The 25,014-nt window shown below is 62.5% G+C and carries 25 protein-coding genes; 13 read left to right on the top strand and 12 right to left on the bottom strand.

Going from position 1 to position 25,014, the window contains the following annotated elements:
• Positions 1–6: 6 nt before the first annotated feature.
• From NKI39_RS04535 to mtnK, 6 genes are all read right to left on the bottom strand, one after another.
• Positions 7–567, bottom strand: coding sequence for a nuclear transport factor 2 family protein (locus tag NKI39_RS04535; protein ID WP_352830834.1), 561 nt, complete (start codon positions 565–567; stop codon positions 7–9).
• 71 nt (positions 568–638) lie between these two features.
• On the bottom strand, positions 639–1,625 hold the full coding sequence (locus NKI39_RS04530) for an FAD binding domain-containing protein (protein ID WP_352503007.1): 987 nt from the start codon (positions 1,623–1,625) through the stop codon (positions 639–641).
• A gap of 3 nt (positions 1,626–1,628) precedes the next feature.
• On the bottom strand, positions 1,629–2,288 hold the full coding sequence (locus NKI39_RS04525) for a 2Fe-2S iron-sulfur cluster-binding protein (protein ID WP_352503008.1): 660 nt from the start codon (positions 2,286–2,288) through the stop codon (positions 1,629–1,631).
• 130 nt (positions 2,289–2,418) lie between these two features.
• Positions 2,419–3,303, bottom strand: a complete 885-nt coding sequence (locus tag NKI39_RS04520) for a helix-turn-helix domain-containing protein (protein ID WP_352503009.1) — start codon at positions 3,301–3,303, stop codon at positions 2,419–2,421.
• Between the two features lie 181 nt (positions 3,304–3,484).
• A complete protein-coding gene (gene mtnA / locus NKI39_RS04515) occupies positions 3,485–4,579 on the bottom strand; it encodes an S-methyl-5-thioribose-1-phosphate isomerase (RefSeq protein ID WP_352503010.1) in 1,095 nt (364 codons plus the stop codon).
• Positions 4,576–5,847, bottom strand: coding sequence for an S-methyl-5-thioribose kinase (gene mtnK / locus NKI39_RS04510; RefSeq protein ID WP_352472279.1), 1,272 nt, complete (start codon positions 5,845–5,847; stop codon positions 4,576–4,578). The genes mtnA and mtnK overlap by 4 nt, the downstream gene beginning before the upstream one ends.
• Positions 5,848–5,982: 135 nt before the next feature.
• Here mtnK and NKI39_RS04505 point away from each other — a divergent pair, with 135 nt between their 5' ends.
• From NKI39_RS04505 to NKI39_RS04480, 6 genes are all read left to right on the top strand, one after another.
• Complete coding sequence (locus tag NKI39_RS04505) at positions 5,983–7,494, top strand: sugar ABC transporter ATP-binding protein (protein ID WP_352472280.1); 1,512 nt, start codon at positions 5,983–5,985, stop codon at positions 7,492–7,494.
• A gap of 83 nt (positions 7,495–7,577) precedes the next feature.
• Positions 7,578–8,573 (top strand): ABC transporter permease, encoded by a 996-nt coding sequence (locus tag NKI39_RS04500; RefSeq protein WP_352472281.1) that lies wholly within the window; start codon positions 7,578–7,580, stop codon positions 8,571–8,573.
• Positions 8,574–8,619: 46 nt separating this feature from the next.
• A complete protein-coding gene (locus NKI39_RS04495) occupies positions 8,620–9,675 on the top strand; it encodes a substrate-binding domain-containing protein (RefSeq protein ID WP_352472282.1) in 1,056 nt (351 codons plus the stop codon).
• A 201-nt stretch (positions 9,676–9,876) separates the two neighbouring features.
• Complete coding sequence (locus NKI39_RS04490; RefSeq protein ID WP_352503011.1) at positions 9,877–10,062, top strand: hypothetical protein; 186 nt, start codon at positions 9,877–9,879, stop codon at positions 10,060–10,062.
• Positions 10,063–10,072: 10 nt separating this feature from the next.
• Positions 10,073–10,348 carry a DUF4440 domain-containing protein gene (locus NKI39_RS04485; RefSeq protein WP_352503012.1) on the top strand — a complete coding sequence of 92 codons (276 nt, stop codon included), beginning with the start codon at positions 10,073–10,075 and terminating at the stop codon, positions 10,346–10,348.
• Positions 10,345–10,794 carry a GNAT family N-acetyltransferase gene (locus NKI39_RS04480; protein ID WP_352472283.1) on the top strand — a complete coding sequence of 150 codons (450 nt, stop codon included), beginning with the start codon at positions 10,345–10,347 and terminating at the stop codon, positions 10,792–10,794. The genes NKI39_RS04485 and NKI39_RS04480 overlap by 4 nt, the downstream gene beginning before the upstream one ends.
• A gap of 18 nt (positions 10,795–10,812) precedes the next feature.
• On the opposite strand, the gene NKI39_RS04475 is transcribed toward NKI39_RS04480, so the two are convergent.
• From NKI39_RS04475 to NKI39_RS04460, 4 genes are all read right to left on the bottom strand, one after another.
• Positions 10,813–11,085 carry a type II toxin-antitoxin system YafQ family toxin gene (locus NKI39_RS04475; RefSeq protein WP_352502059.1) on the bottom strand — a complete coding sequence of 91 codons (273 nt, stop codon included), beginning with the start codon at positions 11,083–11,085 and terminating at the stop codon, positions 10,813–10,815.
• Position 11,086: 1 nt separating this feature from the next.
• On the bottom strand, positions 11,087–11,344 hold the full coding sequence (locus NKI39_RS04470; RefSeq protein WP_352472285.1) for a type II toxin-antitoxin system RelB/DinJ family antitoxin: 258 nt from the start codon (positions 11,342–11,344) through the stop codon (positions 11,087–11,089).
• Positions 11,345–11,416: 72 nt separating this feature from the next.
• A complete protein-coding gene (locus NKI39_RS04465) occupies positions 11,417–13,471 on the bottom strand; it encodes a bifunctional aldolase/short-chain dehydrogenase (RefSeq protein ID WP_352830830.1) in 2,055 nt (684 codons plus the stop codon).
• An 81-nt stretch (positions 13,472–13,552) separates the two neighbouring features.
• Entirely contained in the window at positions 13,553–14,518 is a 966-nt protein-coding gene (locus NKI39_RS04460) for a sugar-binding transcriptional regulator (protein WP_352472287.1), read from the bottom strand.
• Positions 14,519–14,664: 146 nt separating this feature from the next.
• Between NKI39_RS04460 and NKI39_RS04455 the strand changes: the two genes are divergently transcribed.
• From NKI39_RS04455 to NKI39_RS04430, 6 genes are all read left to right on the top strand, one after another.
• Positions 14,665–14,910, top strand: coding sequence for a type II toxin-antitoxin system ParD family antitoxin (locus NKI39_RS04455; protein WP_352453248.1), 246 nt, complete (start codon positions 14,665–14,667; stop codon positions 14,908–14,910).
• Between the two features lie 17 nt (positions 14,911–14,927).
• Entirely contained in the window at positions 14,928–15,242 is a 315-nt protein-coding gene (locus tag NKI39_RS04450) for a type II toxin-antitoxin system RelE/ParE family toxin (RefSeq protein WP_352472289.1), read from the top strand.
• Between the two features lie 46 nt (positions 15,243–15,288).
• Complete coding sequence (locus tag NKI39_RS04445) at positions 15,289–16,929, top strand: acyl-CoA synthetase (protein WP_352830828.1); 1,641 nt, start codon at positions 15,289–15,291, stop codon at positions 16,927–16,929.
• Positions 16,930–17,167: 238 nt separating this feature from the next.
• The gene (locus NKI39_RS04440; protein ID WP_352502064.1) at positions 17,168–17,776 is read left to right on the top strand and encodes a TetR/AcrR family transcriptional regulator; all 609 of its coding nucleotides are present in this window, start codon (positions 17,168–17,170) and stop codon (positions 17,774–17,776) included.
• A gap of 62 nt (positions 17,777–17,838) precedes the next feature.
• Complete coding sequence (locus NKI39_RS04435) at positions 17,839–18,987, top strand: efflux RND transporter periplasmic adaptor subunit (RefSeq protein ID WP_352502056.1); 1,149 nt, start codon at positions 17,839–17,841, stop codon at positions 18,985–18,987.
• Positions 18,988–19,195: 208 nt separating this feature from the next.
• Positions 19,196–22,330 carry an efflux RND transporter permease subunit gene (locus NKI39_RS04430; protein ID WP_352502055.1) on the top strand — a complete coding sequence of 1,045 codons (3,135 nt, stop codon included), beginning with the start codon at positions 19,196–19,198 and terminating at the stop codon, positions 22,328–22,330.
• A 58-nt stretch (positions 22,331–22,388) separates the two neighbouring features.
• Here NKI39_RS04430 and NKI39_RS04425 read toward each other — a convergent pair whose 3' ends face one another.
• The gene (locus NKI39_RS04425) at positions 22,389–22,847 is read right to left on the bottom strand and encodes a helix-turn-helix domain-containing protein (protein ID WP_352502054.1); all 459 of its coding nucleotides are present in this window, start codon (positions 22,845–22,847) and stop codon (positions 22,389–22,391) included.
• Positions 22,840–23,211 carry a DUF4258 domain-containing protein gene (locus NKI39_RS04420; RefSeq protein ID WP_352472295.1) on the bottom strand — a complete coding sequence of 124 codons (372 nt, stop codon included), beginning with the start codon at positions 23,209–23,211 and terminating at the stop codon, positions 22,840–22,842. The genes NKI39_RS04425 and NKI39_RS04420 overlap by 8 nt, the downstream gene beginning before the upstream one ends.
• Positions 23,212–23,389: 178 nt before the next feature.
• On the opposite strand from NKI39_RS04420, the gene NKI39_RS04415 reads away from it, so the two are divergent.
• The gene (locus tag NKI39_RS04415; protein WP_352830825.1) at positions 23,390–24,883 is read left to right on the top strand and encodes an aldehyde dehydrogenase family protein; all 1,494 of its coding nucleotides are present in this window, start codon (positions 23,390–23,392) and stop codon (positions 24,881–24,883) included.
• Positions 24,884–25,014 lie beyond the last annotated feature (131 nt).

Here is a 25,014-nt window from a genome sequence, read left to right as displayed (position 1 = left end):
AGTCACCTAAAGATTTTTCATCTGGAGTTCGGAGGCATCGAGGCCGCGACGACGCCGCTTCCTCGCACCTTTATGTTCGTCGCGCGGCGGCCGGAGCTCACGCGGCGATCTCGCCGAAATCTCGCGAAACTCGACCAGCCTCCCTGTTGGGCCGGCTCGCATGAAGATCGCATGCAGGCCAGTGTAGGGCGCGCCACCGATTGTCCCGCTCCCGCGATCGCAGACGATGACCCAGTCGGCGGCGAAGAGCTTGAGATCGACGGTCGATTTCGTGATCCTGTTCCCCTGCGCTTGATGCGCGGCGGTCCAGGCTGCGAGTGCCCGTTTGCCCTCTGGCGGTCCGTGTCGGCCTCGTTGCTCGCCGACAGGGAATTGGAAGGTCATCGTCTCATCGCAACAGTCAAGGAATGCCGTCCAGTCGCCAGAGGCCCAGCCGGCAAAGAAGGCGTCTACGGCGGCCTCGAGCCCGTGACGAGCTCCCGGATCGGATGTGGCGCCCCAGGCTGTGGCGGCAGAGACGAGAAGGCCGCCACCCGCGGCGGCAACGGCGCGTCGCGTGAGTTTCATATCGATCTCCTGCTCGGCGCCGGCATCTGGGAACAGCGGTTCGGGGTCGTCGTCTCTGTCATCGCATCGCCTCATGCACTCTCGGCGGCAGCAGCCAGCGTGTGCCGTATCGTCCGTTTCGCCAGCGGGATCTTGAAACCATTGGCGCCATGACCGACGGCTCCGGCGAGCGCGGCTTCGGCCGCGTCGCTAAAGGCACCGTCGGATGCCGCCGCGCCTGCCAGCGCGCGCTCCGCCTCCGTCGCGCGCCAGGGTTTCGCTGCCACGCCGCCCATGGCGATCCGAGTGCTTCGGATACGGTCGCCGCTTTTCTCGACGATTGCTGCCACCGACACCAGCGCGAAGGCGTAGGAAGCACGGTCGCGCACCTTGCGGTAAACCTGTCGGCCGGGTGGCGGCGGCGGCAGGGCAACCGAGACGACTATTTCGCCGTGGCCGAGCACGGTCTCCAGCTGGGGCGTCGCCTCGGGCAACCGATGGAAATCGCCGATCGGGATCGTGCGGGTCTCGCCGCCGGGCGAGACGGTCTCAATCCTGGCGTCGAGCCCGGACATGGCGACCGCCATGTCGGAGGGATGGACCGCAATGCAGGCTTCGCTCGCGCCGAGTACGGCGTGCATGCGATTGAAGCCCTGAAGTGCCGCGCAGCCCGAACCCGGCTGGCGCTTGTTGCAGGGCATGTTGCGGTCGTAGAAATAGGGACAGCGCGTGCGCTGCAGGAGATTGCCGCTGGTCGAGGCCTTGTTGCGTATCTGTCCGGACGCTCCCGCCAGCAGCGCTTGCGTGAGCATCGGATAGCGCGACCTTACCCGCGGGTCGGCGGCAAGATCGCTATTGCGGACCTGGGCACCGATCCGAAGCCCGCCTTCCGCCGTCTCCTCGATCCGATCAAGCGGCAGCCGGCTGATGTCGACGAGATGCGCTGGGCGCTCGATCTCGAGCTTCATCAGGTCGAGCAGGTTGGTGCCGCCGCTGATGAACTTGGCGTCCGGCCGGGCCGCAACCGCGGCCGCCGCCTGCTCAGCACTCGCCGCACGTTCATAAGTGAAGGACTGCATTGCTCATGCCTCCTCTGCCGCGTCGCGGATTGCGGCGACAATGTTCGGATAGGCGGCGCAACGGCAGATGTTGCCGCTCATCCGCTCGCGGATCTCGGCATCGGTGAGAGCGACGGAAGCCGCTGCCACGTCGGCGCTCGCATGGCTTGGCCAACCGGCCCGCGCCTCGCCCAGCATGCCAACCGCCGAGCAGATCTGGCCTGGCGTACAGTAGCCGCACTGGAAACCATCGCGGGCGACGAAGGCGGCCTGGACCGGATGCAGCCGGTCACCCTCGGCAAGGCCCTCGACCGTGGTGATCTCGTCGCCTTCATGCATTGCGGCAAGCGTCAGGCAGGAATTGATCCGGCGCCCATCGACGAGCACCGTGCATGCGCCGCACTGGCCGTGGTCGCAGCCCTTCTTCGAGCCGGTGAGGCCGAGATGATTGCGCAGGGCGTCGAGCAGCGTCGTCCGCGGGTCGAGCTCGACGGCAAGATCCTTCGCGTTGATCCGTAACGACATCGTCATCGTCGGTAGCGGCGAGGACGATGCAGCCGCCGTGACGGTCTCGGCCGGCTCGGCGTCAACCGGTAGTCCGGTAGCCAGGAGCACCCCGGTCGCAACACCGCCTTCCAATACCATCCGACGCGTCGGCCCGCTCCTGTTGTCCGTTTTGGCCATGCATGATCTCCCAGTCGCAATGAAGCGCAGACGGCAACTTGACCCGAGCGAACCCTCGAGTTCTGTCACCCAACGACACTGGAGGTGGGAGTGCGGGCGGCGGCTTTCTTTCAAGAAACCGGCGGCACTATCAGGATTCTGGAGAAGAATTCACCCGATAGGCACGAGGCGTCATGCCCCTCAGACGTCGGAAGGTCGTGGTGAAGTGGCTCTGGCTTGAGAAGCCGAGCCGAAAGGCAATGACACCGATCGACAAACCCGTTTCGCGCAGCAGCGCCTCCGCTCGCCGCACCCGTTCCTCGATCACATAGGCGTAGGGTGCAAGGCCGGTCGTCGCCTTGAAGCGACGCGCAAAACTGTCGACGGCCATGCCCGCGGCGGCTGCCAGCTCGCTTAGCGAAATGTCGGAATTCATATGCGCATCGATGTAATCCCGAACGCGACCAAGCGCCCGGCGGCTGAGACAGCCGTGACGTACAAACCGCGGTTGCTCCCCGCTCAGGTTGGCCACGCGGAGACTGACGAGGGCGACCAGATGCTCGACATAGGCAGTGTCTGGCTTGTGGCCGAGTGCCATCTCGTCACGAAGCGAACTCAAGAGCGTGGCGACGACCGCGTCTTTCTTGTTTACCAGTATAGGCAGGTTCTTCAGGCGTTCGCATCCGGGAAGCCCGATATCGGGATCGATCCACAGGGCTGAATAGGAGAGGTTTACATCGCGATAGAAGCCCTGTCGTTCCGCGCCTGCCGGGACGAAGGTGAGGGCTCCGGGACGGTCCATTCCGTCGTAAAGGGATCGTGCCTCGTGCCGGATGGATGTATGGGACGTGCCGCCTTCTTCGGTCAGCACGATCAGATGATGAGGGGCTGTCCAGCGGAGCTCCGCCTCCCGGCACGCCCACCGCCGGTTGTCGAAGACGATCGAGGAGCTGACCCATGACGCGGTTTGCAGGGGCTCCGACTTCTCGTCCTGGCTCCGAACCCGTCCGTCACCAAGCAACGGTCTGAATGACATCGCGGTATCCCGCTGGTTCACTCGCCGAGCCGTGGGCAGCCCCGGCTTCGAGCGTTGGGCGCCGCCCCGCCGCTACGCATACGGCCGTCCATGTGGGACCGGCAACGGGCGTTTTTAACCGTGCCGTGTTCAAGAAATCGTGAGATCAGGCAAATCCGGAGCACCCTCCCGGAAAAGCCGATCATCCGCGCTCGGGAAACATCACCCTCAGGCCTTCGCGCGAGGCCGTAGCGACACCGCGTTCGGTGATCAAGCCGGTGACCAGCCGCGCCGGCGTCACGTCGAAGGCCGGATTGGCCGCCGGCGTGCCTTCCGGGGATACGCGGACCTGGGCGATCTCGCCGGAAGCGGTCTTGCCCCAGACCAGTGAGACCTCGTCGGGCGAGCGCTGTTCGATCGGGATGTCGGCCAGCCCGTCGCCCACGGTCCAGTCGATCGTCGGCGACGGCAGCGCGACATAGAACGGCACGTCGTTGTCGGCGGCCGCCAGTGCCTTGAGATAGGTACCGATCTTGTTGCACACATCGCCGTCGGCGGTGGTCCTGTCGGTGCCGACGACGACCATGTCGATCTGGCCGCGCTGCATCAGATGGCCGCCGGCGTTGTCGACGATCAGCGTATGCGGCACGCCGTGGCCGGCCATCTCCCAGGCGGTCAATTGGGCACCCTGGTTGCGGGGTCGCGTTTCGTCGACATAGACATGGACTGGAATACCGGCTTCCGTCGCCAGATAGATCGGCGCGGTGGCAGTGCCGTAGTCAACGGTGGCCAGCCAGCCGGCATTGCAGTGGGTCAGGATATTAACTGGTTCGCCCGGCTGCTTGCGCGCCGCGATCGCCTTGATGATTTCGAGCCCATGGGCGCCGATGGCGCGGTTGAGGCCGACATCCTCGTCGGCGATCTCGCCGGCACGCCGATAGGCAGCCGCGGCACGTTCTGCCAGCGGAAGCGTCAGCAGGAAGCGCTGCATTTCGTTCAGCGCCCAGCGCAAATTGATCGCCGTCGGGCGCGTTTCGTGCAAGGTTGCCCAGACGGCGTCGAGTGCTGCGTCCGACGGATCGTCGGCCATCTGCATGGCGACGCCATAGGCCGCGGTGACGCCGATCAGCGGCGCCCCGCGCACCCACATGTCGCGGATTGCCGTGGCGATGCCGACGACGGTATCGATCTTTTCGATACGGAAATCATGCGGCAGCCAGCGCTGGTCGATGATCTCCACCGAACGCCCGTCGTCACTCGGCCAGATGGTGCGGTAGTGGCGGTCGCCGACGTTCAAATCCTGCTCTCCCGTTCGATCAGCGCGGCCAACCGGTTGACCTCGTCGATGCTGTGGATCTGGCGCCGGTTGACGGCGAGATGACGGCCGAATTTCAGCGCCTTTGCCTCACATCTGGCGCGCAGATCCGGATCGGCAATGGTCTCGAAATCGGCATTGTGGGCAAGGCCGAGAATTCGCCGGTGAACCTCGACGCCGGCAAAGCCGAGCAGATCGGTCCAGATCGAATGCAGCATGTGGTCTAGCGCCTGCTCGGCGCCAAGCCTGTCGCCCTGATCTTCGAACAGGCTCTTCTGGTAGAGCATGCCGGTACGCTCGGTTCGCCACAGATGCGAGAACTCGGCGCGAAACACCGACCATGTCTCGACCGTAACGCCGATCAGATAGTCACGCATGGCGTCGCGGCTTCCGTCCTGTTCATGGCCGCGCTGCGAGAAGAACGCCATCCAGAAGTTGGCGAGCAGCATGCCGACGTCGAAGGCGATCGGCCCGTAGAAGGCGAATTCGGGGTCGATCATCCTCGTTTCGGTGTCGGTGACCATGATCGAGCCGGAATGCAGGTCGCCATGCAGCAGCGTCTCGGCATTGGCAGCGAAGATGTGCTTCATGCGCTGCGCCTCGACCTTGAGGTCGCGGTCGGCGCGCAGCTCGGCGACAATGCCGTCGAGCTGCGGGCTGGTGTGCCGGTTCATCTTGGCATCGAAATACGGATCCGAGAAAACCAGGTTCTCGGTGATGTCGCAGAGTTCGACATTGTCGGCGAACAGCGCCAGATCGGCCTTGCGGTCCTTGGTCGCCATATGCAGGTCGGAGCCGCGAAACAGCGTGCGGGCCATGAACAAGCCGATGTCTGTCGCGATGTTGGGCAATTGCCGGCCTTCGATCAGCGCCCGCCGCAGGATAATGTGCGGCGACAGATACTCCATGATGATCAGCGCCTGGCCTTCGTCGAAGTGATAGATATAGGGCACCGAACCCGGCGCCCGCGCCTGTTGCCGCGTCAGCGCATGGTATTCGAAGAAGGAGCGTTTTAGCGGCAGCGGCCAGCTGTCGCCGACCAGCCGGACGTAGGGCAGGGCCTGCTTGACGACGGCCGCACCCTCAGCACCCTCGACGATGAACACCAGGTTCAGATTGCCGTCGCCGACTTCACGAACCTTCCACTGGCTCGTATCCTTGCCGATCTGCGAACACAGGGCCTCGTTGGCACCGAGACGGCCCGCCAGTGTCTCGACCGACAGTGCTTCGAACGGCGATTTCCCAGTCATCCTCACCTCCCGCTCATGTGCTCCGATGATAGCGGAGCCAACGCGGTCGGGCCAAGCTAGGAAGCCTGCTGGCAATTGTCAATCGTGTTGACAATTGCCGATATAGCCCATAGCGTCATGTTCAGGGAGGAACGAATGGGCAATGATGCCGTGTTCCGCGTCGACGGCCTGAGGAAATCCTTTGGCCATATCGAGGTGCTTGGCGGCGTCTCGCTCGAATTGCGTGCCGGCGAAGTGACCGTGCTGATGGGCGCCAACGGCGCCGGCAAATCCACCCTCGTCAAGATCATCAGTGGTGTCTACGACCATGGCGGCGGCACGATGTCGCTTGCCGGTCACGTGTTCGACCCGAAAACGCCGGCGGAGGCGATCCGCGCCGGCGTCGTTACCGTCCACCAGAACATCAATGACGGTGTCGTCGCCGACCTCGACGTCGCCACCAACCTTACTCTCGACAGGTTGAGCGGCAGCGGCGTGCCGACCCTGTTCAATCCAGGCCGGGTGCGTCGCGAGGCAAAGGCGGTGGCCCACCGCATGGGACTGGCCATCGACCTCAAGGCCCGGATCAGCGATCTCTCTCTGGCCGACCGCCAGATGGTGGCGATCGCCCGCGCCATGGCGCATCGGCCGAAAGTGCTGATCCTCGACGAGCCGACCTCCTCGCTGTCCAGCGCCGAAGCCGACCGGCTATTCGCGCTGCTCGACCGGCTTCGCCAGCAAGGCGTGGCCATCCTCTACATCTCGCACCGTATGTCGGATATCAGACGGCTTGCCGATCGCATCATTTCGATGCGCGATGGGGTTATCTCAGGTATCTTCGACAAGAAGCCGCTGGATTACGAAGGTGCGGTCAACGCCATGCTCGGCCGCAAGATCCAGCTCGAGCGGATCGTCGCCAGGAATTCGGCCAAAGCAATTTTCACTGCCGACGCGCTGCGGATTGCTGAAGGCGCCAGGCCGATCTCGCTGACCCTCGGCGATGGCGAGGTCGTTGCCATCACCGGCCTTGTCGGTGTCGGCAAGACCGTGCTCGCCGAGACGCTGTTCGGCCTGCGCCAGCCGCTGGCCGGGACCATGGTGCTGAACGGGAAACCTTATGCTCCGGCATCGACCGGCGAAGCGATTGCCGCCGGTGTGTTTCTCGTCGCCAAGGACCGGGGCGAAAACGGCATCGTCGGCGACTTCAACATCCAGGAGAATATCAGCCTGCCGTTCCACAGCCGCATGTCGCGTCTCGGTGTTCTCAAACGCCGTATCGAACGCGCCATTGCCCGCCAGCAGATCCAGGAGCTCGGCATCGTCTGCCGCTCGGAGAGGGACGAGATGGCGTCGCTTTCCGGCGGCAATCAGCAGAAGGTGATGGTCGCCCGCTGGATGTCGCAGGCGGCAAGGCTTTTCATCCTCGACGAGCCCTTTCAGGGCGTCGACATTTCGGCTAGGCGCGACATCGCCGCCAAGCTGCGGGCCAGCGCCCACGGCCGCGCGACGCTGCTGTTCGTCACCGAACTCGACGAAGCCCTGGAGACGGCCGATCGCATCCTGGTGATGTCGGAGCAGACGATCGTCGGCGAGCACCGCAATACCGATGTCGATCTCGAGCGTCTGCTGGCCGAAGTGGCGGGCGGGCCGTTGCACAGCGCAGCCTGACGGCGGGATGACGATGAGAATTGGAATGGAGAGGGCATGAATTCGGGTTGGATAAAGACGGTGCCGGCGTGCGGGAGCGCTGAATGATCCTGCGCGACAATGCTATTCGCTACGGCTTCATCGTTCTGTTGTTCGGGCTGATCGGCTATTTCGCCGTCGCTGCCGATGGTTTCGTCTCGCCGCAAAGTGCTGTCTTCATCTTCCAGTCGGTCGCCATCACCGGCGTTCTGGCGCTCGGCGTCACCGCCACGCTGGTCGTCGGCGGCTTCGACCTGTCGATCGGCTCTGTCGCCACCAGCGCCATGATGGCGGCTGCCTATGTCATGGTGGTGCTGGGGCAGAACGCCGTCGTGGCGGTCGTCGTCTGTCTTGTGATCGGCGCCGTCGTCGGCCTGATCAATGGCTGGCTGATCGTCTATATGCGGGTTCCGGACCTTTTGGCGACGCTCGGCATGATGTTCCTGCTTGTCGGCCTGCAGCGCATCCCGACCGAAGGCCGTTCGATCGCCACCGGCATGACCATGCCCGACGGCTCGGTCGCCAACGGCAGCTTCGGCGCCGCGTTCCTGGCGCTTGGCCGCCATCGCTTCGATTTCTTCATCCCGAACCTCATTCCGGTGTCGGTCGTCGTTCTGCTCGTGCTGGCGGTGCTGATCTGGTTTTTTCTCGAATACACGCGTTTCGGGCGCATGATGTATGCGGTCGGCAGCAACGAACGCGCCGCAGAACTCGCCGGCGCGCCTGTCAAGGCATACAAAATCTGGGCCTACGTTATTTCGGGAGTTTTTGCCTCGATCGGCGGCATTTTGCTCGCTGCCCGGCTTGGACGCGGCGACATCGCCTCGGGTAATAATCTGTTGCTCGACGCGGTGGCTGCGGCACTCATCGGTTACGCGGTTCTCGGCGCCGCCAAGCCGAACGCCTTCGGCACGGCTGTCGGCGCGGTGTTTGTCGGCGTGCTGCTGCAAGGCCTGACGATGATGAACGCGCCTTACTACACGCAGGATTTCGTCAAGGGCGTGGTTCTCGTGGTCGCCCTTGTCTTTACCTTCGCCCTTTCCGGCAGGGGCAGGAGATAGGGTTCGACCGGGTCATATTTTGGGTTCAACAAGTGGAGGAAACGACGTGAACATCACAAGAAGGCTTTTGGGGAAGGCAGCGCTCGGGCTTGCCGGCGCAACATTGCTGATGCAGATGCCGGCAATAGCGCAGGACAGGCCGGCGCCGTTCGACAAGCCGGGTGCCGTCAAGATAGCGCTGGTCCGCTATCTCTCGACCGGCGACTTCTTCCAGGCCTACCTTTCCGGCGTCGAGGCGCAGGCCAAGGCGCTCGGTGTCGACCTGCGCGTGCTCGATAGCCGCCAGGACGCGGCGCTTCAGGCGGACATGGTCGACCAGGCTATCGCGCTCGGCGTCCAGGGCATCATCATCCAGCACGGACTGACGGAATCGATGAAGGACGCCGCCCAGCGTGCGGTCGACGCCGGCATCAAGGTTGTCGCCTTCGACGTCAATGTCGAAAACCCCAAGATCCCGCAGATCGAACAGTCCGACCGCGACCTCGCGCGCCTGGCGCTCGAACAGGCGGTCAAGGACAATGGCGAGAGCTGGAAGGCCGGCTATGTCTATGTCGCCGGCATCGCGCCGCTCGACCGCCGCAACGAGACCTGGGTCGAATTCAAGAAGAAATATTCGGGCATCAACGAAGCCGCCATGTTCGGCACGCTCGACAATCCGATCGCCAATTCGGTCGCCAACCAGGCCCGTTCGGTGCTATCGGCCCATCCCGACATCAAGGTGATGTTCGCGCCCTATGACGAATTCGCCAAGGGCGTGAAGATCGCGGTCGACGAGGCCGGGCTGAACAAGGACATCAAGATCTATTCGGCCGACATCTCGACCTCGGATATCGCCGCGATGCGCGAGCCGGACAGCGCCTGGGCGGCAACCGCCGCCACCAACCCGGCCGTCGTCGGCCAGGTCTCGGTGCGTGCGCTGGCGCAGCTCCTGGCCGGCGAGGATCCCGGCCACAACGTCATCGTGCCGCCGACGCTGATCACCCAGAAGGATCTGCTCGACAAGGACATCAAGAACATGGAGGACCTCTCGGCCAAGCTGCCGCAATTCGCCCATGCCGATGTCGCGATGCCGACCTGGATGCCGAACCCGAACGCGAAGTAGCGTTTCAAGCAAAAGGAAAGAGCGGACAATGCTATAAGCCTTTGGCGGACATGTGGAACTAGACGCGTACTCGGAACCAAGAGCCGCCTGCTGCAGGGTGTTGCAGGCGGCTCTTCTTGTCTTGCGGAAGATGTTTTCACCGCGGGTTTGCCGGATTTAATTGTCGCCAGTTCCGATTTTGCAACGTTGCAAAAATCATGCGTGAAAGTATCGGTTTATCGGGAGTTTTGCGAAAGGCTGATGATGTCAGCGAATGAGATTGATGTTGAAGTCTTTAAGCAGATCGAACAGCAATTGCACTGGCCAGAGGTTCGTTCTTCCCGGGACGCCGTCTCCCCATTTTTGGGGGAAATTTCTTGGATTTTGGCAGTTCTGGCGGGTTTATGACAAAGCTGTAGTGATTGATTCTCTGTTCCAAGAAACGCACTCGGGCAGACCCACTCTACCTGAAATCCGTGATTTCGCCGTCAAGCCCATCGCGGCGGATGCTGTCTTGGTTCTATATCGTAGTATCCGCCGATCAGATGGGGGGACGCCTGAGAGGAGGACTCTTCGGAGTTCGATCTGGAAGCTTTTTGATGGGCGATGGCAGATGCTCTTCCATCAAGGAACGATTGTTCCGTATGTGTCGTCAGTTTCGGATATTTGCGAACCTCGGAGAGGTAGCTTGTGAAGATTGAGGTTTTGACAGAGGCAACTCCGACCGTGACGGAAGCGATCTCCCAATTGGTGTCTCAACTATCAACGACGGCAGCCACCCCAACATTCGACAGCATCACTAGGGTCGTAAAATCGCCTGCTACTATTCTTCTCGTAGCCCGTTCGGAAGAGGGTGCCTACGTTGGCATGTTGACGCTCGTGCTCTTCGAAATCCCTACGGGGATCAGGGCTATAATTGAAGATGTCGTTGTTGACGCTGGTCATCGAGGTCAGGGCTTCGCGGAAGCCCTGACACGAGAAGCGCTGAGGCAGGCACAAGAGGCTGGCGCAAGAACAGTGGACTTAACTTCCCGCCCGTCGCGAAAGGCTGCCAACGCCTTATATCAGAAACTTGGTTTCGAGCGGCGGGAGAGCAACGTGTATCGCTTCTCGTTCCCTTTCCAGTCGCAGAATTCCTAAGTTTCGCGACAGCTTCGGCTATTCGTTGAACAGATCGGAATGGGAGCCGGTGCGAGCTAGCTGGAGTTCATCGCCGGCAACTCGGTAGATCAAGAGCCAGTCCGGTTCTATGTGAGCGTCACGAAAGCCTTTCCAATCGCCTTTCAGCGAGTGGTCCTTATAGCTCGCCGGTAGCTCATCTCCGGCGAGCAGGAGGCCTAGCAGTTCGCGCAACTTGCCAAGATCTTTGCCCCGCTTCTCCGCACGTTTCACGTCGCGACGGAATTGCCCAGAGCGAACGGGCGTCAGCACGTCACATTCCCAAATCCTTGAACAACTCATCGGCCGAGGCGAAAGGCTTGCCCTTGCCACGTTCCAATTCGGTCATGGCCTTTCGAGTCGTTGCGTTCGGCACTTTCACCGGGAAGGGAAATTCCTTGTCGGCGGCGACGCGGACCAGCAGCAGGCGAATGGCGTCGGAAACGGACAATCCCATTGCCGCCAAGGCCTCCGTTGCCTGATCCTTTGTCGCCGTATCGATCCGAGCGCGGACCACGGTATCCGTTGCCATGTTGTGACTCCTTAAGAGAGCCACAATGTAGCTACAAAATACCAATTACGCAAGTGTGATCCCCGATCGCGCCTACCTCAACGCCGCCGCGATGTTGCCGCCATCGACCGTCGTCACATCGGCGGTGGTCCGCTCGGCCAGCGCCTGATGCAGGAAGGCCTGGGCCACGTCTTCTGCCGTCACTTCCTGCCCGAGCAGGTTGCCCGACATGTACTCCTTCTCCGACACGCCGCGCGCGCCCGAGCGGCTGGCGATCATGGCGTCGGTCAACAGCCCCGAACGGATGCGGTCGGCGTTGACGGCATTGGAGCGGATGCCATGCGCGCCGTAGTCGAGGGCATATTGCCTGGACAAAAACAGCGTTGCCGCCTTGGGAATGCCATAGGCGCCGAATTTCGGCCCCGGATTGACCGCCTGCTTGGAGGTATTGAACAACAGCACGCCGCCGGTGCCCTGTTCCAGCATGATGCGCACGGCATTCTGCGCCGCCGACTGGTGGGCGAAGAAATTGAGTTCGAAACTCTTGCGCAAGGTGGCGTCGTCGAGCTCGCCGATCCGGCCCTCCCAGGCAGCACCGGCATTGGAGACGAGAATGTCGAGGCCGCCGTAGACGTCGACCGCTTTGTCGAAGGCGGCGCGCATCTGCACCGGATCGGTGATGTCGGCGCCAATGCCGATCGAATTGTTACCGGCCTTTTTTGCCGCCTCGGCAGCCCTTGACCCATCGAGATCGACGACGACGGCATGGGCACCGTTGTCGGCGAACAGCTTTGCCGTGGCAGCACCGATCGCGCCGGCGCCGCCGGTGACCAGCATCACCTGGCCGGTCAGCGGCTTCGGCTTGTTGGCGGCAAGCTTGGCCTGTTCGAGCGACCAGTATTCGAGCGGGAACAGGTCGGCTTTGGAGAGCGGGCGGAAATCGCCTACGGCTTCGGCGCCGCGTACCGCCTCGATCCACATTTCGCCGACGTCGGAGGCGATCTTCGCATCCTTGAGCGTGCGGCCGTGGCCGAACATGCCGAGGCTGGGCACCAGCGTCAGCCGCGGCATCGGGTCGAGCATGGTGCGCTTCACGCCGTCGAGCGCATCATTGGTTTCGAAATAGGCGCGATAGTCCTTGGCGAATTTCTCGACATGCTGGCGGATGACGGATTTGTAGTCGCCGACCTTGTCCGCGTCGGGCGCCGGCAGTGCCATCGGTCCGGTCTTGATGCGGATCGACAGGTCGGGTGTCGACACACCGCGGCCGGCATAGTCGGCAATTTTTGCCGAATTGATGAAATCGACGATCGCATCCGAGGTGCGGAAATCGCTGATCATCCGATCGAAGCGGCCTTCGCCGCGTGCCACCGCCACCGCGCCGCGCAGCATCGGCGCAATCTCCGCGGGCTTCGCCAGCCTGGCCGGCAGTGCCACCTTTTCGGTGCGCGGCTTGCCGTTCCCGGCGATGAAATCCTCGGCTACGTTCACATAATGGATCATCCGGTCATAGGCCTGCCTGGCATCGTCGCCGAAGGTGAAGATGCCGTGCTTGTCTAGGATCAGGCCTTCGACCGTCGGATCGGCGTCGAATACATCGGCGGCCGCCTTGGCCAGATCGAAGCCCGGCATGATGTAAGGCACGAATCCCATTTTCGCGCCGAACACCTTCCGGCTCAGCGCTTCGCTGTCCTCCTGGTCGACGATGGCCAGGATCGCCGTCGAATGCGTGTGGTCGACGAATTTGTGCGGCAGGAAGGCGTGCAGCAGCGTCTCGACCGAAGGGTTGGGCGAGGACGGATCGATGAGGTTCGCCCGCTGCAGCGCGACCATGTCCTCGTCGAAGAGCTTCTTGAGCGACCGCGCCTTCAACAGCGCGCCGAGCTTGACCGCCGGCAGGCCCTGCGGCTCGATGACGCCCATGTCCCAGCCGCTGCCCTTGACGCAGAGCACGTCCCATTCGTCGCCGACGAGATCAATGGCCTTGGTCTTGCACGATGTGTTGCCGCCGCCGTGGAGGACGAGCCGCGGCTCGCCGCCCAGCAGCCTGGTCGTATAGACGCGCAGCGCCAGGTCGCGGGCCACACCGTTCTTTGCATAGTCGGCGACCAGCTTCTCCGCCTCGCCGTCATTCCACAGGTTCTTCATGTCAGCTTCGTCCGATTTCTCTTTTGTTGTGAACAGGAATACCGCGACGCCTTGATGACAATGCGTCGGCGGCTCTAGGTATCAGGCGACCTCTTTTGCTGCTGCTCCGGCATGGTCGAGCAGCCGTCGCGCCATGCGCGCGCCTACGACCAGATGGGTGCAGAGCCCGCCGGCGATCGCCGCGACGAGCGGTTCGAACTTGCTGTCCTCCTGCACCACCACAAGGCGCTTTTCGATGCTGCGCAGCGATGACAGCTCTGCCGAAATCAGCCGGCGGTTGTAGCTGCAGTCGAGCGCCTGGCCTCGGGCGTCGATGATCTGCCCGGCAATGACGCCGGCCGCACCCGCCTTGCGCAATGCAGCCATTTCGCTCTCGGTCAGCGCGCCGCATTTGACCAGATGGCTGTCGGTGTCCACCGAGCCGACCGAATACAGCGCCAGGTCGCACTCACCGATGCCCGACAATTGCTCGCGGATCACCGGCTCGGCGCGCAGGCCGCGTGCCAGTTCTTCCGTCGTCAGCACCAGCGGCGCGTAGAAATTCAGCCCCTTGGCATTGAGCCGGCGCGCGATTTCCATCGTGCATTGGTCCGGCCGGTACGAATAGGGGGCGCCCAGATTGCCGCAGAGCTGCACCACGGTGACGTCCTGCAGATCGGCATAGGACATGATGTCGGCGATGGTGTAGATGGTCCGCCCCCAGGCGACGCCGATGCGGTCGCCCTTCCTGACCAGCTCGAGAAAGACGCTTGCCGCCAGCACCGCGATGTCAGTGGACGGGTCGGCGACATAGCCGTTTTCCGGCGCTATCCAGACGGCGTCGAGTTGCAGTGCGTCTTCGAGCTTGCGCGCCAGCACGTCGTCGGTGAAAAGCTGGGTCGAGGTCGAGATGTTGACGATGCCGGTCTCGCGCGCCTTGCGCAGATACATCGCCACCGAGGCACGGGAAATCTTGAGCTGACTGGCTACCTGGTCCTGGCGCAGGCCGTGTGCATAGTAAAGCCAGGCGGCCTTGTGGATAAGCTGTTCTGCCGGTCGGATCGCCATGCCATCTCCTTGCTGACATTATTCACGGCTCTCGACAAAAGTCAAACCTTAGGCTGCGCACCTGATCCGACACTTGGCATCCCGGATGTCAGTAATTGCGCATTTATTGTTATCTCGGTACAATAAACCGATCAGGAGGTCCGACAATGAACGTATCACTGGGAGAGCGTTGGGAAACCTTTGTTTCCAACATCGTCAAGCGCGGCCGCTACGGTTCTGCCAGCGAAGTCGTGCGCGAGGGCCTGCGCCTTGTCGAAGAGCGCGAGGAAAAGCTGAAGGCGCTCCGTGCCATGGTGGACAAGTCGTTTGCTGAAGGCGGCGAAGCCACCGAGCAGGATATTGACGCCGCCTTGGAAGCCAAGGCCAAGCAACTCGCAAGGGAAGGCTTTTAGGAGTGCCACGGCTGCGCATGCTGCCGTCGGCACAAGCAGATTTGGTCAATATCCTTGAATACCTCACTCGTGAAAGCGGCAGCCTGTTTATTGGCGGGCGTTTTGTGGATGCTCTGCGCCAGAAATGCCGTGATCTGGCGAGCTTGCCGGCGACGATTGGTCGTGCTCGTCCCGAACTCCGGCCGGACGTCCGAAGTTTCGCTTTCAGGGGATACGTGATTTTCTTCCGCTATAATGGCGACTTTTTCGAAGTGGCGAATATCGTGGAAGGGCATCGGGACATCGACGCTTTGTGGCCGGAGGGTGAGGGCGGGGAGGGGCGTCCCAAGTAATGGGCGAAGGTGGTAAGAAGGCTCGACCAGACATTCGGAGGACGGGATGGGCAATCCCTACGAACAGGATCTCGACAGGAACCCGGCCAACCACCAGCCGCTGACGCCGCTGACCTATTTCGAGCGGGCGGCAAAAACCTTTCCCGACCGGACTGCCATCATCCATGGCCGCCAGCGCACGACCTATCGCGATTTCTGGAAGCGCTCGCTGAGGCTTGCCTCGGCGCTGGCGAAGCGCGGCGTCGGCAAGGGCGACACCGTCACCGTCATGCTGTCCAACACACCGCCGATGCTGGAAGCGCATTTCGGCGTGCCGATGACCAGGGCGGTGCTCCATTCGCTCAACACCCGCCTCGACGCCGCCGTCATTGCCTTCCAGCTTGATCACGCCGAAAGCAAGGTGTTGATCGTCGACCGCGAATTCGCCGGCGTGGTCCGGCAAGCGCTGGCGCTGGCCAAGGTCAGGCCGCTGCTGATCGATTACGACGATCCCGACTATGCCGCCGATGCGCCCTATGCCAAGGGGGAGCGGATCGGCACGCTCGACTACGAGGCGTTTGTCGCCGACGGTGACGAGGATTTCGCCTGGTCGATGCCGAACGACGAATGGGATGCCATTTCGCTCAACTACACCTCCGGCACGACAGGCAATCCGAAGGGCGTCGTCTGCCATCACCGCGGCGCGGCACTGATGGCCTATGCAAACACCATCCATGCCGGCATGGGCAAGCACCCGGTCTATCTGTGGACGCTGCCGATGTTCCACTGCAACGGCTGGTGCTTTCCCTGGACGCTTGCCGTGCAGGCTGGCACCCATGTCTGCCTGCGCTGGGTGCGGCCGAAGCCGATCTACGACGCCATCGCCGATCACGGCGTCACCCATCTGTGCGGTGCACCCATCGTCATGTCGGTGCTGATCAACGCCAGGGACGAGGACAAGCGGCAGTTCCCGCAGACCGTCACCTTCAACACCGCCGCGGCGCCGCCGCCCGAGGCGGTGCTGTCGGGCATGGCCGATGCGGGCTTTGCCGTCACCCATCTCTACGGCCTGACCGAAACCTATGGCCCGGCCGTCGTCAACGAATGGCATGGCGAGTGGGACCGGCTGGAGAAAGGGGCGAGGGCGGCGAAGAAGGCCAGGCAAGGCGTACGTTATGCCGCGCTCGAAGGCCTGACGGTGATGGACCCGCAGACGATGCAAGAGACGCCGGCTGACGGCGAGACGATCGGCGAGGTGATGTTCCGCGGCAACATCGTCATGAAGGGCTATCTCAGGAACCGCAAGGCGAGCGATGAGGCCTTTGCCGGCGGCTGGTTCCATTCGGGCGACCTCGGCGTCATGCACCCGGACGGCTACATCCAGCTCAAGGACCGTTCCAAGGACATCATCATCTCCGGCGGCGAAAACATCTCCTCGATCGAGGTCGAGGAGGCGCTGTACAAGAATCCCGCCGTCGCTTCTTGCGGCGTTGTCGCCCGATCCGACGACAAATGGGGCGAGGTGCCGGTCGCCTATGTCGAGCTGAAGCCGGGCAAGGCGGCGACCGAGGCGGAGGTAATCGAGCACTGCCGCGCGCTGCTCGCCCGCTTCAAGGTGCCGAAAGCGGTGATCTTCGCGGAAATCCCGAAGACTTCGACGGGCAAGATCCAGAAGTTCCGGCTGCGGGAGATGGCAAAGCAGCCTTAGGGCCTGATCCGAAAACGGAACCGATTTCGGAAAGCATCTTTTCAAGATCCTTCGCAAAAAAACACGGGGCGGCGTTGCAGGCGCGCCCGGCGGAAACCACATGCGTTTCGTGGGCCAACTCCGTCCGGGGATGTCACCATCTGTCACTAGTAGCCAAAATGGTGCCTTGACAGGTGATGGTTTTCAATTTACGAGTGACGAAATTCTAAATTCGTCAGTCGTAAATTTGGCCAACGAGATGCTTGAAACCCTGGACACCACCGCCGATTCCGCCCGCCAGGAAAATGTCACGCGCATCCTGGATTGCGCGGAGCGATTGTTCCGCCACTACGGCTACGGCAAGACCAACGTCGCCGACATTGCGCGCGAACTCGGCATGTCGACTGCCAACATCTACCGCTTCTTCGCCTCCAAGGTGGAAATCCATCAGGCGGTTTGCGGCCGTATGCTCGAGACCTGCTACCGGTTGAGCTACGAAGCCTGCCATGGTTCCGGCACCGCCAGCGAAAAGCTCCGCCGCTACGTGCATACGCACTATCAGTGGACGCTGGAAACCATGATCGACCAGGAGAAGGTGCACGAGATGGTCATCGTCGCCATCGAGCGCGACTGGCACGTCATCGAAAAGCACATCGACAGCATCCATGAACTGGTCGCGGAAGTGATCCGCGAGGGAATCGCTACCGGCGAGTTCATCGATCAGGATCCGGTGATCGCTTCCCGGTGTTTCGGCGCTGCCATTATCAGCCTCTCTCATCCGCAGATAATGGCCCAGTGCCTCGCCAAGAAGAACCGGGCGACGCCGGACGAGCTTACCGAGTTTGCCATCAGAGCCTTGAAGAAATGACCATTGCCGCCCGTCGGGCGGTGATGTCGGCAATTCATCTCCACAGTTCGGGAGTACGAAAAGTGTCTTTGTCCAAGTCCATCACCTACAGGCGACCGGCCGCCGGCCTGGCACTGATTGTCGTTGCCGCTCTCGGCCTCGCCGGCTGCTCGCAAGAGAAAGCCGAGGTCACCGAGATCATCCGCCCGGTCAAGGTGGTCGAGATCACTAAGGCGAGCGATACCCGTCAGCTTTCCTATTCCGGATCGGTGCGTGCCCGCACCGAGATGAATCTCGGTTTTCGCATCAACGGCAAGATCACCGAGCGCCTTGTCGACATCGGTGACCGCGTCAAGCCGGGCGACGTTCTCGCCCGCATCGATCCCACCGACTACGAGCTTTCGGTGAGAAGCGCTCAGGCCAGCCTCGATGCTGCCGACCGTCAGGTCGAGACAGTCGAGCTTACGCGCAAGCGGGCCGAACAGCTCTACGCCAAGAATTTCGCGCCGAAGTCGCAGCTCGAGCAGGCGACGCTCGCCTATAATCAGGCGGTCGCCACGCGAGACTCCGCCCGCTCGCAGCTTGCCCAGGCACAGAACCAGGTCCGCTATACCGATCTCAAGGCGGACAAGAACGGCATCGTCACTGCCGTTGCCGCCGATGTCGGCCAAGTGGTCGGCTCCGGCACGCCGGTGGTGACCGTTGCCATCGACGGCGAGAAGGAAGTCCTGATCGCTGTTCCGGAAACCGATATCGCCGAATTCAAGCCGGGCAAGACCGTCAAGGCTGGCTTCTGGTCCGATGAGGCGCTGACGCTCGACGGCAAGGTCCGCGAAGTCGCCGGCAGCGCCGATCCGCAGTCGCGCACCTTTGCCGTTCGCGTCAGCCTGCCCAACGATCCTCGCGTGCTGCTAGGCATGACCGCCTCCATCGAAGCCGCGGCGGACAACCGGCAGCAACTGGTGTCGATCCCGCTGGCCGCGTTGGCGCAAAAGGACAGCCAATCGATCGTCTGGACAGTCGACCGCAACGGCGGGACCGTCCATGCGCATCCGGTCAAGGTCGCCGCCTTCACCCCCGACGGCGTCAGTGTCGCCGATGGGCTGAAGCCGGGTGACGTCGTCGTCGCCGCCGGCACGCAGTTCATGACCGAGAATCTGAAAGTCAAGCTGACCGGTGATGCAGCGCAACAGTCGGCGTCGGCCGATGACGCTGCAAGGCGCTTGCGCTGACGGCCAGGCAATTCACGGTTTCCGGGCGGCAGGCGCCCCCGATTTTCGAGATCTCAGGTCGATGTAACCCCCACGTCGATCCTCGCGTCCCACCGCGATGTAGATCTCTCAACTCGGAAAGCCACGCCGCCCGGAAGCCCACATCGGAAGTTCCTTGGGCATGCGAAAGCGCGTGCTCTGTTGATCAAATTGAAACGGACTGACGCCGATGACCATCGACACCAATGAAAAGCGGTCTTTCAATCTTTCGCGTTGGGCAATCGGCCATCCGAGCATTGCCCGCTTCCTGTTCGGGCTGATCATCGTCGCCGGTGCACTCGGCCTGATGCGCATGGGCCAGAAGGAAGACCCCGATTTCACCTTCCGCGTGATGGTCGTCCAGGCGATCTGGCCAGGCTCCTCGATCAAGGAGATGGAGGACCAGGTGGTCAACAAGATCGAGCGCAAGCTGCAGGAAACGCCGCACCTCGATTTCGTTCGCTCCTACACCCGCGCCGGCAGCGCCATCATCACCTTGCAGGTCAAGGGCGACACCAATCCAGCGCAGGTCGCCGATGCTTTCTATCAGGTGCGCAAGAAGGTCGGCGATATCGCCAATGAGCTGCCACAGGGGCTGCTCGGGCCTTACTTCAATGACGAATTCGGCGACACGTTCATCACCCTGCATTCGATCAGCGGCGACGGCTACAGCTATCCCGAGCTGAAGAAATTCGCCATCCAGGCGCGTGACATGCTGCTGACGACGCCCGGTGTCGAGAAGGCCGTGATCATCGGCGACCAGCCGGAAAAGCTCTACATCGACGTTTCATCCAAGGTGCTTGCCGAACGCGGCCTGACGTTGACCGACCTGCAGAATGCGATCCAAGGCCAGAACAATGTCGACCCGGCAGGTTCGGTCGACACCGGCCAGCGTTCGGTGCGCATTTCGGTCGAGGGCGATGTCACCAGGGCGGCCGACATCCGCGAGCTTCGCCTGCGCGCCGGCAACCAGGTGACGCGCCTCGGCGACATCGCCACCGTGACCTCCGGCCTCGAGGATCCGTACCAGCGCAAATACCGTTTCAACGGTCACGACAGCGTCCAGCTCGGCGTCGTAATGGCCAAGGGCTTCAACGTCACCGACGTCGGCAAGGACGTCGAAGCGACCTATAAGCGCTTCGAAGAGGCGCTGCCCTATGGCGTTTCGGTCGATCAGATTTCCGACCAGCCGCATGTCGTGAAGGAGGCTGTGAGCGAGTTCATGGAAGCGCTCGGCGAAGCGCTGCTGATCGTGCTTTTCGTATCGTTCCTGTCGATCGGCTGGCGCTCGGGCCTGGTGATCGCGATCGTCATTCCGCTGGTCCTGGCCGCCACGTTCGCCATCATGTACGAGCTCGGCATCGACCTGCAGCGCATTTCGCTCGGCGCGCTGATCATCGCCCTTGGCCTCTTGGTCGACGACGCGATGATCGTCGTCGAAATGATGGAGCGAAAGCTCGAGGAAGGCTTGGTCAAGGTCGAGGCGGCGAGCTTCGCCTATTCCTCGACCGCCTTCCCGATGCTGACCGGCACGCTGATCACCACGGCCGGCTTCATCCCCGTCGGTTTCGCGGCCTCGACGGCCGGCGAATATGTGCGCACCCTGTTTTACGTCGTCGGCATCGCGCTGGTCGTGTCCTGGTTCGCGGCGGTCTATTTCACGCCGTGGCTCGGCCACATGATCCTGAAGCAGCGCAAGCACGCCGGCAACCATCACGATGTCTTCGACACGCGCTTCTACCGCCGTCTTCGCTCGACCGTTGCATGGGCGGTGCGCCACCGCATCATCGTCCTGGTGATGACGCTGATGACGTTTGCCACCAGCCTGTGGGCGTTCCAGTTCATCCCGCAGAATTTCTTCCCGCAATCGTCGCGCCCGGAAATCCTTGTCGACCTCTGGCTGCCGGAAGGCACCAGCATCAAGGAAGTCGAGACCCAGGCCAAGGCGCTCGAAGCCAGGATGATGGACGACAAGGACAAGCGCTTCATCGCCACCTATGTCGGCGAAGGCGCGCCGCGCTTCTTCCTGCCGCTCGACCAGCAGCTTCGCAACCCGAATTTCGCCCAGCTTCTGGTGATGGCCAATGACGAACCGGCCCGCGAGCGGCTGATTGTCAAGCTGCGCACCATCCTGGCCAATGATTTCCCATCGATCCGCGCCAAGGTCGACCGCCTGTTCCTTGGTCCGCCGACCGGCTGGCCGGTGCAGATGCGCGTCATGGGTCCGGATCGCCAGGAGGTGCGCCGCATCGCCGACGAGGTGAAGGCGAAGTTCCAGGCAAATCCGCTGCTCGGCGCCATCCACGACGACTGGCTGGAGCCGGTGCCGGCGATGAAGCTGGTGATCGACCAGGATCGCGCCCGTGCGCTCGGCGTCACCTCGCAGCGCATCCGCCAGACGCTGCAGGCGGCCATGTCGGGAGCGCCGCTCGATGACTTCCGCGACGGCGAGGAGACGGTTTCGATCGTCGCCCGTGAGCCGGAGGCAAGCCGTCACCTGCTGTCGGCGGTCGACTCCGTCTACATCCCGACCGATTTCGGCGGCTCCGTGCCGCTGTCGCAGGTCGCCAAGGTGGTCCCGGTGCTGGAGCAAGGCGTCGAATGGCGGCGCGACCGCTTGCCGACCATCAGCGTACGCGCCACGCTTCCGGACGGCGTGCAGCCGAACGATGTCGCCATGAAGATGTACAGCGACATGCAGGGCCTGCGCGCCAGCCTCGCACCCGGCTACAAGATCGAGATCCAGGGCGGCGCCGAGGATGCGGCCGAAAGCCAGGCCTCGATTGCGGCGAAAGCGCCGATCATGCTGGCCGTCATCGTCGTGCTGCTGATGATCCAGCTGCAGCATTTCGGCAAGGCCATGCTGGTGCTGGCGACCGGTCCGCTCGGCATCATCGGCGCGGCGGCGGCACTTTTGATCAGCGGCGCGCCGTTCGGCTTCGTCGCCATCCTCGGTGTCATCGCCCTGCTCGGCATCATCATGCGCAACTCGATCATCCTGGTCGATCAGATCGACCAGGACATCGCCGCCGGCGTGGAGCGTTCCGAGGCCATCATCGGCTCGGCGGTGCGCCGGTTCCGGCCGATCGTGCTGACGGCGCTGACGGCGGTGCTGGCGCTGATCCCGATCTCGCGTGGCGTCTTCTGGGGGCCGCTCGCCTACGCCATGATGGGCGGCATTCTCGTCGCCACGGTGCTGACCATCCTTGTCCTGCCGGCAGCCTATGCGCTGTTCTTCGGCAGGGAGCCCAAGAAGGTGGTGGAGCAGCCGGCCGAGACGGAAGAAAAGAACGAAAGGCCGCAACTGGCCCTGGCGGCCGAATAGCGGTCGAGCGAACGTCTTCCATAGATAACCCCGCCGAGGCGGGGTTATCAGGGTCGGGTCAGGCCGCAATCAGTTCGTACGGCCGAGCATCGTTATTCATTTTCTGTATTTTGATCGGTTGCTCTTCCGCGGTAGGAACGCTCCGACGCGACAACTCATCGATTCCCGCGTCAACAGGCAGCCCCAGCTTTTCGATTGCCAAACGACGCACCAGGGCCTCAGCCGAGCTGTCAATGTCGATTTCGTTGCGCTCCCATCGGCCAATCGACTGCTTGTCACGGTGGACCATGGCGGCCAATTCAGCTTGGGTCAGACCCATTTCGGAGCGCAGGAAACGAAGCTCGTCCCCGCTCATGCCCTTGGCATGGCTTACGATCCCAAGCGCGATTACTTGATGCAGTTCATTCACAGCAGGAATCGTGATGATGTCGTCGCCATCGTCATCCACCTCAACGGCGATGCCTTCGATGTAAACGTTGAGCAGACCGCTTTCTGTGTAGTGGTGTGCGTTATTCATCAGCTTCAACTCCAATTATCGAGCCCGCTTTTCGCTCGAACTCATCGATCCACATGACCGAAATAACTTTGACGAGACATCCGTTCTTGGAAGGGATGATAACGACCCCGATGGATCGACTCCCGCTGTTCGGTGTCTTGCACTCCACGCGATAACGGAAATGACCCGGCCGGGTTGCGGGCACAGGTGGTTGGTACACATTTCCAAACTTGAGCGCATGCAGCACATCAGACATGATCAAGCCGCGTTCGGAAAGCCGATCCTGCGCATGCAGCTTGTACGAGATGTTTAGTTTCAGATTTCTCGCGATAGATCTTATTTCAATCGTCGCACGGCCGGCATCCCAAGGTTGCGTGATCGTCACAAATCCCCCTTCTATGGCATTCCTTCCGGTGCTTCATCTATCATGGTGATACCTTACATAAGTGCTGAACGTCAATAAACAAGCGGCATGCCATTGACGCCCGTTGGGTGGTGACAAATTCGCTACCGAACACAGGACGACACCGCTATTAAGACTAGCGCGTGGTTGGAGGACAGTCATGACCATAGCTCAGACAAAGGCACCGCTGCGGCTGCCGATCGACGGGCGCCATCGCCGGATGTTCATCGGCGGCGGCTGGGTCGATGCCCGCTCCGGTCGGACCACGGAGAGCCGCAATCCCGCCACCGGCGCGGTCATCGCCACGGTGCCGCGCGCCGACCGCCAGGACATCGACTTGGCGGTGACTGCTGCGCGCAAGGCGTTCGAGGGCCCGTGGAGCCGGTTCAAGCCTTACGAGCGGCAGGTGCTGCTGCTGAGGATCGCCGACCTCTTCGAAAAGCACTGGGAAGAGATCAGCCGCTCCGACACCACCGACATGGGCATGCCGATCATACGCACCCGCGCCAATCGCAACCGGGTCATCGGCATGCTGCGCTACTATGCCGGCATGGCGACGGCGCTGCACGGCGAGACGATCGACAACTCGCTGCCCGGCGAAATCGTCTCGTTCACCCGCAAGGAGCCGGTCGGCGTCGTCGGCGCCATCATTCCCTGGAACGCGCCAACGGCGGCGTCGATCTGGAAGATCGGCCCGGCGCTGGCGACCGGCTGCACCATCGTGCTGAAACCATCGGAAGAGGCGCCGCTGACGCCGCTTTTGATCGCCGACATCATGAACGAGGCCGGCGTTCCGGAAGGCGTCGTCAACATCGTCACCGGCACCGGCACCGAGGCAGGTGCCGCACTCGCCGAGCATATGGGCGTCGACAAGATCGTCTTCACCGGCTCGACGGCGACCGGTCGGTCGATCGTGCGGGCCTCGGCCGGCAACCTCAAGCGCGTCTCGCTGGAGCTCGGCGGCAAGTCGCCGGTCATCGTCTGCGCCGATGCCGATCTCGACAAGGCGGTGCCGGTGGCGGCGATGTCGGTGTTCGCCAATTCCGGCCAGATCTGCATCGCCGGTTCGCGCCTTTTCGTCGAACGCGCCGTCCATGACGAGTTCGTCGAGCGGCTCGCGGCATACGCCAAGGGTCTCAGGGTCGGCGACGGCATCGACCCGGCGACCGAGATCGGTCCGCTCGTCTCCGAAAAGCAGCTGCAACGGGTCACCGGTTACCTCGAGGCCGGCACCGCGGAAGGGGCGAAACTCGTCACCGGAGGCACCCGGCTTGTGGAAGGCGCGCTTGGCGCCGGCAATTTCGTCGCGCCGACTGTCTTTGCCGGCGTCTCGGACGACATGAAGATCGCCCGTGAGGAGATCTTCGGGCCGGTGATTTCAGCCTTGCCGTTCGATACGCTGGACGAGGCGGTCGAGCGGGCCAACAACACGCCTTACGGCCTGGCTGCAGGGGTCTTCACCCAAAATCTCGCCACCGCCCACCAGCTGTCGCGCAAGATCCGCGCCGGCTCGGTCTGGGTCAATACCTATCACGCCATCGATCCGGCCGTGCCCTTCGGCGGCTACAAGATGAGCGGCTACGGCCGCGAGGGCGGCGCCGAGCACCTCGCCGAATATCTCAACACCAAGGGCGTGTTCATCAAGATCGATTGATTTGTCCGCCGCCCGCACAAAAAATGCTCCCCGACGCCGGTTTTGCAAAACAGAATTCCTTCCCATGGCCGCAAAGCCATCCCATGCTCGAGCAATTGGAGCGTTACGCTCGTCGTCATCGGTGCGTTTTT

Origin of the sequence: Mesorhizobium sp. M0664, assembly GCF_040320565.1 — a bacterium.
Taxonomy (GTDB): domain Bacteria; phylum Pseudomonadota; class Alphaproteobacteria; order Rhizobiales; family Rhizobiaceae; genus Mesorhizobium.
This window is presented reverse-complemented; position numbering and strand designations above follow the sequence as displayed.

What these genes read in the sequence shown, in the direction of transcription:
- NKI39_RS04535 (WP_352830834.1), bottom strand. Translation starts at nt 567, where the DNA reads ATGAAACTCACGCGACGCGCCGTTGCCGCCGCGGGTGGCGGCCTTCTC.
- NKI39_RS04530 (WP_352503007.1), bottom strand. Translation starts at nt 1,625, where the DNA reads ATGCAGTCCTTCACTTATGAACGTGCGGCGAGTGCTGAGCAGGCGGCG.
- NKI39_RS04525 (WP_352503008.1), bottom strand. Translation starts at nt 2,288, where the DNA reads ATGGCCAAAACGGACAACAGGAGCGGGCCGACGCGTCGGATGGTATTG.
- NKI39_RS04520 (WP_352503009.1), bottom strand. Translation starts at nt 3,303, where the DNA reads ATGTCATTCAGACCGTTGCTTGGTGACGGACGGGTTCGGAGCCAGGAC.
- mtnK (WP_352472279.1), bottom strand. Translation starts at nt 5,847, where the DNA reads ATGACTGGGAAATCGCCGTTCGAAGCACTGTCGGTCGAGACACTGGCG.
- NKI39_RS04505 (WP_352472280.1), top strand. Translation starts at nt 5,983, where the DNA reads ATGGGCAATGATGCCGTGTTCCGCGTCGACGGCCTGAGGAAATCCTTT.
- NKI39_RS04500 (WP_352472281.1), top strand. Translation starts at nt 7,578, where the DNA reads ATGATCCTGCGCGACAATGCTATTCGCTACGGCTTCATCGTTCTGTTG.
- NKI39_RS04470 (WP_352472285.1), bottom strand. Translation starts at nt 11,344, where the DNA reads ATGGCAACGGATACCGTGGTCCGCGCTCGGATCGATACGGCGACAAAG.
- NKI39_RS04465 (WP_352830830.1), bottom strand. Translation starts at nt 13,471, where the DNA reads ATGAAGAACCTGTGGAATGACGGCGAGGCGGAGAAGCTGGTCGCCGAC.
- NKI39_RS04460 (WP_352472287.1), bottom strand. Translation starts at nt 14,518, where the DNA reads ATGGCGATCCGACCGGCAGAACAGCTTATCCACAAGGCCGCCTGGCTT.
- NKI39_RS04455 (WP_352453248.1), top strand. Translation starts at nt 14,665, where the DNA reads ATGAACGTATCACTGGGAGAGCGTTGGGAAACCTTTGTTTCCAACATC.
- NKI39_RS04450 (WP_352472289.1), top strand. Translation starts at nt 14,928, where the DNA reads ATGCTGCCGTCGGCACAAGCAGATTTGGTCAATATCCTTGAATACCTC.
- NKI39_RS04445 (WP_352830828.1), top strand. Translation starts at nt 15,289, where the DNA reads ATGGGCAATCCCTACGAACAGGATCTCGACAGGAACCCGGCCAACCAC.
- NKI39_RS04440 (WP_352502064.1), top strand. Translation starts at nt 17,168, where the DNA reads ATGCTTGAAACCCTGGACACCACCGCCGATTCCGCCCGCCAGGAAAAT.
- NKI39_RS04430 (WP_352502055.1), top strand. Translation starts at nt 19,196, where the DNA reads ATGACCATCGACACCAATGAAAAGCGGTCTTTCAATCTTTCGCGTTGG.
- NKI39_RS04425 (WP_352502054.1), bottom strand. Translation starts at nt 22,847, where the DNA reads ATGAATAACGCACACCACTACACAGAAAGCGGTCTGCTCAACGTTTAC.
- NKI39_RS04415 (WP_352830825.1), top strand. Translation starts at nt 23,390, where the DNA reads ATGACCATAGCTCAGACAAAGGCACCGCTGCGGCTGCCGATCGACGGG.